The organism is Halobacterium bonnevillei (genome assembly GCF_009831555.1).
Classification (GTDB): domain Archaea; phylum Halobacteriota; class Halobacteria; order Halobacteriales; family Halobacteriaceae; genus Halobacterium; species Halobacterium bonnevillei.
Map to the genome: position 1 here is coordinate 1 of NZ_WUUU01000105.1, position 10719 is coordinate 10719.

Sequence of the window (10719 nt, forward strand, 5' to 3'; positions counted from 1 at the left end):
GAACTAACATGGAGCCCGCAACCTGGTTCTGGGTCGGTGCGGTCGGCATGGCTATCGGAACAGCGCTCCCGCTCCGGGACGCCCTCAAGAATCCGCGCCACGCCCGCTACGACGCCGTGCTCGCCGGCGTCACGGGGTTCGCGGCCGTCGCGTACGCGCTGATGGCGCTCGGCGTCGGGTCGATGGGCGTCGCTGACTACACCGTGCACCTCGCGCGGTACGCGGACTGGCTGGTGACGACGCCGTTGCTCGTGCTCTACCTCGGGTTGCTCTCCCAGCCGAGCGTCCGCACGTACGTCCTGCTCATCGGCGCGGACGTGGTCGTCATCGCGGCCGGCGTGGGCGCTGCGGTGACGCCGTCGGCCCAGAAGTGGGCGTTCTACGCCGTGGGGTGTGTCGCGTACCTCGTCCTCCTCTACGGCCTCCTGCGGATGCTCCCCGCCGCGCTCGGCGACGACGCGGACCCGCGCGTCGCGGCGACGTTCACGACGCTGCGGAACCTCACGGTCGTCCTCTGGACGCTGTACCCCGTCGTGTGGCTGCTCGCGCCGACGGGCGTCGGCGTCCTCCAGGCGGAGATGGAGGCCCTCGTTGTCGTCTACCTGGACTTCATCAGCAAAGTCGGGTTCGTCGCGTTCGCGGTCGTCGGTGGGGACGCAATCGACCGGTTGGCCGCGGACGCCGGTCCGGTCCCGGATAGCGCGACACCGGACGCAGGCGACGCGTCCGTCACCGTCGACGACTGACTCGGCCCGGATTCTGCTCACTATCGACCACCCACCTGGCTCCCGAACGGTGTCCCCGTTGCCAGGTTTCCGCGAATCTTGTCTCGTTTAGTAGGGTCTTAGTACGGCCGCCGGTTTCCTCCGAGCGACGACCGTTCGCGTCTGAGTATTCACGGAGTACACAATGGACGAAGCATACGACCTCATCATCGTCGGCGGCGGCATCAGTGGCGCCTCGCTCCTCTACACCGTCTCGAAGTTCACGGACATCGAGGACGTCGCGCTCTTCGAGAAGGAAGACGACGTCGCGGCCATCAATTCGGACCACACGAACAACTCCCAGACCCTGCACTTCGGGGACATCGAGACGAACTACACGCTCGAGAAGGCCGAGGACGTCAAGGAGGGCGCGGAACTGCTGGCTGGCTACCTCGAACACTACGACGACGACCGCGAGTTCCACGACCGGCGCTCGAAGATGGTCCTCGGCGTCGGCGACGAGGAAGTCCGGAGTCTCGAGTCCCGGTACCACGAGGAGGGCTTCGGCGACCTCTTTCCGAAACTCGACGTGATCGGCCGCGAGGAGATCGCCGAGCACGAACCGAAGGTCGTCGAGGGCCGCGACCCCGGAACGGAACTGCGCGCGCTCCAGACGCCGGACGGCTACGTCGTCGACTACGGCAAAACCGCGGAGTCGTTCGTCGAACGCGCTCGCGAGGAGGCTACCGTCGACGTCTACACCGGCACCGAGGTCCGGGACCTCACGGAGACCGCCCGCGGCTACACGGTCACGACCGAGGACGGTCCCTTCGACTGCGAGGTCGCCGTCGTCGCCGCTGGGTCGCACAGCCTCCAGATCGCGAAGGACCTCGGGTACGGCGAGGACAAGGTGTTGCTCCCCGTCGCGGGGAGTTTCTTCCTCGCGGACGACTTCCTGAACGGGAAAGTCTACACCCTTCAGATGAAGAAACTCCCGTTCGCGGCCGTCCACGGCGACGCGGACGTCCACGACGACTCCATCACGCGGTTCGGCCCGACGGCGAAACTCGTGCCGACGCTCGAACGCGGCCGCATCTCCACGGTCACCGACTTCCTCGACGTGTTCGGATTGAACGTCGCCTCCTTCCTGAGTTATGCGAACATCCTCGCGGACCGCATCCTCCTGCCGTACGTCGTCAAGAACCTCGTCTACGACGTCCCGGGCGTCGGCCGTCGAGCGTTCCTCCCGCACGTCCAGAAGGTCGTGCCCGAAGCGTCACTCGAGGACATCGAGCGCGCGAAGGGCTACGGCGGCGTCCGGCCCCAGATCGTCGACACCAGCGAGAAGTCCCTGGACATGGGCGAAGCCAAGATCGTCGGCGACGACGTCATCTTCAACATCACGCCGTCGCCGGGCGCGTCCACGTGCCTGAAGAACGCGATGCGGGACGCCCGCCAGGTCGTCGAGTTCCTCGACGGCGACTACGAGTTCGACGAGTCGGCGTTCCGCGAGGACACTATCGAGCACTTCCCGCGGGCAGACGAAGGAGACGCAGATGACCAGACCGCGGACGAGCGCATCGCTGCCCCGGCGGACGACGACTGACGGCGCAACGTTCTATCTTCCTGTTGACAAAATGTGGGGAGAGGGGGTATTTCCCCGACGGCAACATTAGATGACTATACCAAAACAGGTCTCCGTAGGCAGAATTTTCAGTGGGAATGGATTTGAATATTCACCCAGACAATTATTTATTGAAGGTTCTAACGAAGGCTTACACTATGAGAGTCCACGACGTATTTACACCAGGCGATTACCCAAAACATACGTATGTTGAAAGAGATCAGGGAGAACATGAAAAGAATCTGGAATTTAGGCTACGTGGGGCGGCCTGTATCATTTCTCTTTCTGGCCCATCTAAATCCGGGAAATCTATGCTGCTTAATAATGTTGTAGATAAATTGAATTATAATTTGGTTACAGTACATGGGTCCAAAATTAACTCTGTTAGTGACCTCTGGGGCAATGTTTTAGATGAATTATATGCCCCGGAAAGTACGGAGGTTTCCTCCACAGAGGAAGAAGAAACTACTAAGGAAGGGTCGGCGGGGATTAGAACCCCTGTTGGTGAAATTGGTGGCGGAGCCTCAAAGAGGGATCAACAAACTACAGAGAAAACTGACGTTCATAACCGTCGGGGACTTAGTCAAGTCATTGACTCTGTGAAGCTTGATGAATTTGTTTTGTTTATAGACGATGCGCATTATATCGACAAAGAACTTCATACAAACATTTCGGAATCTATTAAGGATGCTTACGAACGTGGTATGTCCATTTGTGTAGCATATATTCCGTACAGAAGCGACGATCTCACCAGAGCAAACCCTGACCTATCAGGTAGAATTGAATCGATAAATATGGACTATTGGGACTCTTCGGACTTGAAGAAAATTGGCGAAAAGGGGTTCAAAAAACTCAACCTGTATCCGAAAGAACTGGTTCTATCTAACCTCTCGCGAGAATCAATCGGCTCTCCACATTTAATGCAAAAATTATGCTTAGAACTATGCAACGAAATTGGTGTTTATGAAAAACAGGAGGAAATGGCTCCTATGGATGTCAAAACGGAGGATCTCAAAAATATCCTCCGAAGAACTGGGTCTGGAATGGACTATTCGACTATCTATGATATTATGAGTGGTGGCGTAGCCAAGCGCGGAGGGGAACGAAATATATTCAACTTCCCTAAAAGCGAAAGTGGTGACGTGTACGATGTTATTGTTCGTGTTATCGCGTCAGATCCACCAAAGCTTACACTTGATCAAAACGAAATTATAAGCACTGTTGAGGATATCTGTCTCAGTGAAAAACCTCAAAGCGGCAATTTAACTCAGGCAATTCAGAGAGTGGACAAGTGGATCTCAGAATCAAATGGAGATGAACATGTTTTTGAATGGGTAGATGACAGAAAGAATTTGGAAATACCTGACCCATATCTTTTATTTTATATTAGATGGTCAGACGAACTCAATATGGAGCCGGGTCTACATTAACCGGGGGCCACTCGCTATCCCACCCGCTGTCAATCTCCGTCGGTCGTCGTCGCGCTCAACATATCTCGTGGAGGCCAGGGCACCAGCAGTGGTTGAGTTCTCGACGGGACCATTTTCACGGCCCGACCTCTATATCCAGATGGCCGATGACGACGCAACCGGGCCGACCCGGGGTGGCTCCCGCGGGACGACGAGCCCTATGAGTGCCGAGGCCACACCTTTCGTGCCAGGCATCGCCCGCAAAACAGGCGAACGATAGACTACTCGACCCGCCCCCGACAACCCTACGCCGAGTACGTCACGTCCAGACTTCGACCCAATGCAACGTCGAGGGGGAGTCCCCTGAAACCGACTTCACCGAGGGGACTCAGTGAAGACTGTATTCAGGTCAGTTTGACTCTCCCGACACGGGGTGGCCGTCCACGTATCGCTTCCCTCGTTCAGATAATTGATACTTGCCGCGCTGCACTCGCTCCACCATGCCTTCCGATTCCAGTCGCCTCAAACGGCGGTTGACTTCTTCCCGGCTGTACTCGATGTTGTAGGCGATGACCGCTGGCGTCAGAACCAGCCGGGTGGAGTACAGCACCTCGAGGATCTCGTCGTCGAGCGGAACCATCCAGGTGGCTTTCTGACGCCCCTTCACAGCATCAGAGAGGAGCAGGTCGTTCCACGGCCCGTTCTGAAGGTCGTCCTGGACGGGGCTGTACATCCCCGCGATGGCAAAGAGCGAAGCAATGCCATGCACCCAGTGGAGAGCCCGAGGGAAGAATAGCTCGGAGAGTGGTCCGCCGACCGCGTAGAGGACCGCCCCGAGTACGAGCGCGGGAAACACGTACTGATGCCTGAAATCCTGGGTATTCCAGGCCCCGTCCGGCAATTCAGCGACCACCGCGACCAGGGCAAGTAGGACAAGAACGTACCCGAGGACCAGAAGCCACTGCAACAGCAGCGTTTCGGAACCGACCACCAACAACCCTCCGTGGTAGGCTGTCACTACCGACATCACGAGAGCCACTAGCTTCAGCGTCGTCCCGAAGGGGGAGTCCCGGAGGACCGTCCACGACAACACCGCAAGTATCCCGGCGCGGTCCCGGTAACTATCGCGAACGGGATGCTCATCCTGTACAGGATCACATCCATCATGTCTTCCCGTCGACTCGCCACGCCAATAAGCCGCCGTGCTAGCCATCTAGACGGCACCTCACTAATTGTCCACTCGCTGCTTGCAACCTTATAATAAAGATCGAGCCACTCGAAGGAAAACTCGATGGCACTTCAGAAAATCGACCACGTCAGCGACACCGAGCGGATGGCGGAGTGCATCGACAACTGTTTCGAGGCAGCGCAGGCCTGCGAGTGGTGCGCCACCGAGTGCATCCGTATGGGCGACGAGGAGATGGCTCGCTGTATCGAACTCTGTCGGGACGTTGCCGATCAAAGCACGCTCCACGCCCGGATGATGGCTCGGGACTCCGACTACAGTGCGGACGCAGCGGCGACGTGCGCAGAGCTCTGCGAGGCGTGTGCCGACGAGTGCGAGCAACACGATGCGGAACACTGCCAGGTCTGTGCTGACGTCCTCCGCGAGTGCGCTGACTCCTGTCGCGACATGGCCTCGTCGTAAACCCCGGTCGCTCACAGGACTCCTGATTTTTCCTCGACCGCGTCCGGTCAGGCCACGACGGTGGCGAGGCCGACAGTGCCGGTGCTCACAGTCGCGATGGATCGATTGCGAGGCGAGTGCCGAGGCCGCCTCGCACATTCGTTCCACGCCGTCGACGCCCCGACGACTGGCAAGGTGTGTGAACGTGCGACACAATAATACACTCGGCTCCTCTACTGACGGTCAATGCAGGGGGGAGTGGGTGAACAGCAGGAGGGAGCACATCTCACGTTGAGCATCTGGCATCCCGATTGCTGGACGCTACAGGTCACGGAGAACGCCCCCGGCGGGCTGTTCGGTCACGGAGTCTACCAGGTCGAGGACTCGGTGAAAGGACGGTTCACCGTCTACGCCGACTCCGAGGACGAACTCGACTCGCTCATCGCGGCCATCGACGAGTCGCCGCTGACCGAGTCGGTGTGGCACCTCGACTACCGCTACGAGTTCGACTATGAGATGCCGACCCCCGGCAACGTCTCGCAGAGCATCCTCGTGATGTACAACGGGAGGCGAAGCATCAACGACGCGCTCGTCTCGAACGGATTCATCCCCGACAAGGCCGTCTGGATCCACGACGGCCGCGAGTACTGGACCGTCATCATCGAGCAGGACCGCGAGAGCATCCAGGACAGCCTCGACGTCGTCCGCGAAGAGATGGACGCCGACATCGAGATCCAGCACATCACGTCGGACAACCGCGAAACGGGCGGCGTTCTCCGGCGGGGCATCCTCTCCGAGCGCCAGCGCGAGGTGTTCGAACTGGCCCGCGAGCGCGGGTACTACAACTGGCCTCGCGAGGTGAGCGCGACCGACCTCGCGGAAGAACTCGGCGTCTCGAAGGCTACTACCCTCGAACACCTCCGGAAAGCGGAAGTCAAACTGTTCGACGCGCTGCCGTGACGGCCCTGTCATTCTAGGCTGGGTGTTCAGGGTCGCCGGGACGGTCCAGACGGCATGGACCGCGACACCGTCGTTCCCGACCGCCGCCAGATTCCGGGACCGAACGCCCGCGAGTGGACCGACTACCACCACCAGTTCGCCGCCCCGAGCACGTACGTCTACGAGTTCGTCTGGGACGCGTCGGCAGCGGCGGCCGGGCCGTTCTGCACCGACGTCGACGGCAACGTTCTGCTCGATTTCACGAGCCACGTCGCCGCCTCGCCGCTGGGATACAACCATCCCCGGCTTGTCGAGGCGCTGGAGCGACTCGGCCCGGTGACGCCCGGAAAGATCGCGGGCCAGGACTTCTACGCGAGTCTCGGCGGGACCGTCGACGACCCGGACCTCCCCGGTCCCTCGCAGCTGATGGCGCGACTGACCGAGCTCACGGCTCACTACGACATGGACACCGTCTTCCTGTCGAACTCGGGGGCCGAAGCGGTGGAGAACGCCATCAAGATCAGTTACCAGAACGGGGGTCACCGCGGTGTCACCTTCGAGGGCGCGTTTCACGGGCGGACGCTGGGTGCGCTGTCGCTGAACCGCTCGAAGACGGTCCACCGCAAGGGCTACCCCGAGGTCGGCGGCGTCCTCTCCGTGCCGTACTGCGCCTGCGACGGGGACTGTACCTGCGGGTGGCGAACCGACGGTCCCGGCGGGAACGTCCTCGCGGACAAACTCCATCCCTCCCGGGGCAACCTCGACCCCGAGGAGGTCGCATTCCTCGTCCTCGAACCGATCCAGGGCGAGGGCGGCTACCGCGTTCCGAACGACGAGTTCGTCGCGGACATCGCCAGCATCCGCGAGGAACACGACCTGACGGTCGTCAGCGACGAGATTCAGGCCGGCCTCGGCCGCACCGGTGAGACGTGGGGCGTCGACCACCTGGATCTCACGCCCGACGTCATTACGTCAGCGAAGGGGCTCCGGGTGGGCGCGACAGTCTCGCGGGCCGACGTCTTCCCGACGGAGACGGGTCGGCTCTCCTCCACGTGGGGCGCTGGCGACATCCGGGCTGCAGTCGAGGGGGCGACGACCCTCGACGTCATTCGCGAGGCGGACCTGCTTGCGAACGTTCGTGAGCGCGGCCGGCAGGTCCGCGAGCGACTCGCCGACGAGGCGCCCGAGGCCGTCACCGACGTTCGCGGGCGCGGCCTGATGCTCGGGGTGGAGTTCGATTCGACGGATCGCCGTGAAGCCGTCGTCGCGGGGTGTTTCGAACGGGGATTGCTGGTACTGGGGTGTGGCTACCGAACGGTCCGACTGCTGCCGCCCCTCGACGTGACCGAGCGCGAAGTCGATCTCGGAGTGGACCTGTTTCTCGACGCCGTCGCGGCCGCCTGACCCCGGGTACGCACACGCGGCGTCGCCTGCCATGATAGGGGCGGGCATTAGGGTCGAACGGACGGTTGGTTCGGCCGTACAACGCGGGCCGTCGGCGTCGAAAATCGACGGTACGCGGGGTGACCCAGCATGAACGACGACGAATCTACGATCGCCTCCGACGACACTCTCTCGGTCGCCACGGCTGCCGCCGACCGCATCGACGCCGAGGAAACAGTCGACCTCCTCCAGTCGCTCGTCCGGATCGAGAGTCCGTACTTCCACGAGGACGAGATCGCCCGGTACGTCCACGACTGGCTCGACGACAGGGGACTGGACCCGGAGTACCACCGCGTGAGCGAACCGGACATCACGGGCTACGAGGGCCACAACGTCCTTGCGCGCATCGAGGGCTCGGACCCCGCCGCGCCGACCCTGCTGCTGAACGGCCACGTCGACACCGTCGAAATCGTCGACGGGTGGACTGAGGACCCGCTCTCGGGGCGCGTCGAAGACGGTCGGCTCCACGGCCAGGGAGCGGCCGACATGAAGGGCGGCCTCGCCGCGGCGATGGCCGCGTTCGCTGCACTCGCTGCTGCCGACGCGTCGCTCGCCGGCGACGTCCTCCTCGCCGCCGTCGTCGACGAGGAGGGGCCGTACGGACTCGGCACCGACCAGTTGCTTCGCGACGGTGTCGTCGCCGACTGCGACATGGCCGTCGTCACGGAACCCGGCCCGGTCCTCGATGGCGACGACTGGGAGAACCCCGCGCTCTACGTCGGCGCCCGCGGTCGCTTCCTCTACGACATCGAGGTCCGCGGGGTCGCCGCGCACGGGTCGACGCCCAAACAGGGGCGAAACGCCGTCGTCGCCGCGGGACTGCTCGCCGACGCGCTGTCGAGGATGCCGGTGGCCTCGCACCCGCTGCTCGGCGAGGGTTCGGTCTGCCCGCTCGAGATCGAGGGCGGAAGCGAGACGCTGTCCGTGCCCGAGTCCTGCCGACTCCTCGTGGACCGCCACGTCGTCCCCGGCGAGACGACGGAGTCGGTCATCGCGGACGCCGAGCGAGTCGTCGAGGACCTCGACCTGGACGCCGACGTCAGCGTCGGGCTGCGCGAAACGCCACACCCGGACGCGCGGTACGGTCCCTACGTCTTCGACACCGACGAACCGCTCGTCCAGGGACTCGCAAGGGCCACGGAGGCGATCACCGGCGACCCCCCCGGAATCGGCTACTTCCGGAGCGTCGGCGACTTCAACTACCTCGGCCACCGCGCGGAGATTCCGACGGTCATTCTCGGCCCGGACGGCGACAACGTCCACGGCGCGGGCGAGTGGGTGGACGTCGACGAGACAGTCGAGGTGGCGCGCATCCTCGCCGCGGGTGCCGTCGAACTGCTCTCCTGACATGGTCCCGCCGTCCCCCGCCGGCGTCGCTCCACCGACGGTCCGCGTCAACCTCGACGCAGTCCGCGCGAACGCGCGGACGGTGGTCGATTGCTTCGACGGCCGGGTCGTCGGGGTCACCAAAGCCGTCGCCGGCGACCCGGCGGTCGCGCGGGCCATGCTCACCGGCGGCGTCGACGGCGTCGCCGACTCTCGCGTCGAGAACCTCAGGCGCGTCGGCGAACGGGTGGACGCCGAGCGGACGCTGCTGGTCGCGCCGATGCTCAGCGACCTGGACCGCGTCGTGGCTCACGCCGAGCGCTCGCTGCACACGGAACTCGACGTCGTCGAAGCGCTGGCGGCGAGGGCTCGCGACCGCGGTCTCAGTCACGACGTCGTCCTCATGGTCGACACCGGGGACCGCCGGGAAGGGGTGCTGCCGGAGGACGCCCTGCCGACGCTCCGGCGCGCTGTCGACCTGGCGGGAATTCGCGTGGTCGGCCTCGGCACGAACGCCGGGTGCTTCGGGGGCGTCCTCCCGACGCCGGACGCCATGGCCGAGTTCGTGTCGGTCGTCGAACGAGCAGAGGAGGCCCTCGACCGCACCTTCCCCGTGGTCTCCGGCGGCAGCACCGTCACGCTGCGGCTGGTGGAGGACGGCACGCTCCCCGATCGCGTGAACGAACTCCGGGTGGGCGAGGCAATCCTCCTGGGCACGGACGTCTCCGGCGGCCGCGAGCTTCCGTACCTCCGGCGGGACGCGTTCACGCTGCACGCGGAGGTCATCGAGTGCAAGCGCAAGCCCTCGACGCCCGCCGGGCCGCAGGGCCAGAACGTCGACGGCGAGCAGCCGGACTTCGAGGACCGGGGCACCCGAGACAGGGCCATTCTCGCGCTCGGGAAGCAGGACACCGTCCCGGGGCAGCTCGCGCCGCTGGCCGACGGCGTGGCGGTTCTCGGAGCCAGCAGCGACCACCTCGTCTGCGACGTGACCGCCGCCGGCGACGTCGCGGTGGGCGACCGGCTCCAGTTCCGCATGGGTTATCGAGCACTCGTGCAGGCGTTCACGTCGGAGTACGTCGGGGACGGCGGTCCGCGAATGACTGCGGACCGGGTCGTCGTCGTCGGCGCCGGCATCGCCGGCGCGTGCGTGGCCGACCACCTCGCGCGCGGGACTGACGCGACGGTCACGGTCATCGAACGCGGGCGCCGGACGGCCACGGAGACCACGGCGAAGTCCGGCGCGTTCGTCGGCTTCTGGGGCCACGAATCCCCAGCCTGCGTCCCGCTCCTCCGGTACGGGATTCGCTACTACCAGCGACTGCTGTCGCCGGCGAACCCGCCCGCCAGGTACGTCCACGGCGGCCGCCTCCGCCTCGCCACCACGGACGCCGGCGACGAGGCGCTCCGCGCGGATTTCGAGGCATCGTTCGACCGACCCGTCGACGGCGGGACGGCGACGGGGGAGAAGGGGGCGCCCGTCCAGTACCTCGACGGCGACGCGCTCGCCGAGACCCTGGTCCTTCCCGGGCTCGCCACCGACGAGGTCACCGGGGCGCTGTACAGTCCGGCCGTCGGGTACGTCGACGACCCCGCCTCGCTCGCGCGAGCGCTCCTCGACCGGGCCAGCGGAGCGGGTGCGACGGT

The 10719-nt window shown here is 63.9% G+C and carries 9 protein-coding genes; 8 read left to right on the top strand and 1 reads right to left on the bottom strand.

Translation table 11 applies throughout. From position 1 onward, the window contains the following. Window positions 1–8: 8 nt before the first annotated feature. The 3 genes from GRX66_RS12390 (at window position 9) to GRX66_RS12400 (ending at window position 3758) form a co-directional block, all read left to right on the top strand. Entirely contained in the window at window positions 9–746 is a 738-nt protein-coding gene (locus tag GRX66_RS12390) for a bacteriorhodopsin (RefSeq protein ID WP_159526841.1), read from the top strand. Between the two features lie 163 nt (window positions 747–909). Further along, a complete protein-coding gene (locus GRX66_RS12395) occupies window positions 910–2310 on the top strand; it encodes an FAD-dependent oxidoreductase (protein ID WP_159526842.1) in 1401 nt (466 codons plus the stop codon). Between the two features lie 176 nt (window positions 2311–2486). Next, window positions 2487–3758, top strand: coding sequence for a hypothetical protein (locus GRX66_RS12400; RefSeq protein WP_159526843.1), 1272 nt, complete (start codon window positions 2487–2489; stop codon window positions 3756–3758). Window positions 3759–4146: 388 nt separating this feature from the next. Here the strand turns inward: GRX66_RS12400 and GRX66_RS20020 are convergent, their stop codons facing one another. Continuing rightward, the gene (locus GRX66_RS20020; protein ID WP_233745500.1) at window positions 4147–4950 is read right to left on the bottom strand and encodes a hypothetical protein; all 804 of its coding nucleotides are present in this window, start codon (window positions 4948–4950) and stop codon (window positions 4147–4149) included. 78 nt (window positions 4951–5028) lie between these two features. On the opposite strand from GRX66_RS20020, the gene GRX66_RS12410 reads away from it, so the two are divergent. The 5 genes from GRX66_RS12410 to GRX66_RS12430 all read left to right on the top strand — a co-directional run. After that, window positions 5029–5385, top strand: a complete 357-nt coding sequence (locus GRX66_RS12410; RefSeq protein ID WP_159526844.1) for a four-helix bundle copper-binding protein — start codon at window positions 5029–5031, stop codon at window positions 5383–5385. Between the two features lie 225 nt (window positions 5386–5610). Then, complete coding sequence (locus GRX66_RS12415) at window positions 5611–6324, top strand: helix-turn-helix domain-containing protein (protein WP_159526845.1); 714 nt, start codon at window positions 5611–5613, stop codon at window positions 6322–6324. Window positions 6325–6378: 54 nt separating this feature from the next. Further along, complete coding sequence (locus GRX66_RS12420; protein WP_159526846.1) at window positions 6379–7707, top strand: aminotransferase class III-fold pyridoxal phosphate-dependent enzyme; 1329 nt, start codon at window positions 6379–6381, stop codon at window positions 7705–7707. A gap of 129 nt (window positions 7708–7836) precedes the next feature. Continuing rightward, window positions 7837–9093, top strand: a complete 1257-nt coding sequence (locus GRX66_RS12425) for a M20 family metallopeptidase (RefSeq protein WP_159526847.1) — start codon at window positions 7837–7839, stop codon at window positions 9091–9093. Between the two features lies 1 nt (window position 9094). Continuing rightward, window positions 9095–10719, top strand: a 1625-nt coding sequence (locus tag GRX66_RS12430) for an FAD-dependent oxidoreductase (RefSeq protein ID WP_159526848.1), incomplete at its 3' end; no start/stop codon positions are given.

Coding starts and splice junctions, on each gene's coding strand:
- GRX66_RS12395 (WP_159526842.1), top strand. CDS start 910: ATGGACGAAGCATACGACCTCATCATCGTCGGCGGCGGCATCAGTGGC.
- GRX66_RS12410 (WP_159526844.1), top strand. CDS start 5,029: ATGGCACTTCAGAAAATCGACCACGTCAGCGACACCGAGCGGATGGCG.
- GRX66_RS20020 (WP_233745500.1), bottom strand. CDS start 4,950: ATGGCTAGCACGGCGGCTTATTGGCGTGGCGAGTCGACGGGAAGACAT.
- GRX66_RS12400 (WP_159526843.1), top strand. CDS start 2,487: ATGAGAGTCCACGACGTATTTACACCAGGCGATTACCCAAAACATACG.
- GRX66_RS12390 (WP_159526841.1), top strand. CDS start 9: ATGGAGCCCGCAACCTGGTTCTGGGTCGGTGCGGTCGGCATGGCTATC.
- GRX66_RS12420 (WP_159526846.1), top strand. CDS start 6,379: ATGGACCGCGACACCGTCGTTCCCGACCGCCGCCAGATTCCGGGACCG.
- GRX66_RS12425 (WP_159526847.1), top strand. CDS start 7,837: ATGAACGACGACGAATCTACGATCGCCTCCGACGACACTCTCTCGGTC.
- GRX66_RS12415 (WP_159526845.1), top strand. CDS start 5,611: ATGCAGGGGGGAGTGGGTGAACAGCAGGAGGGAGCACATCTCACGTTG.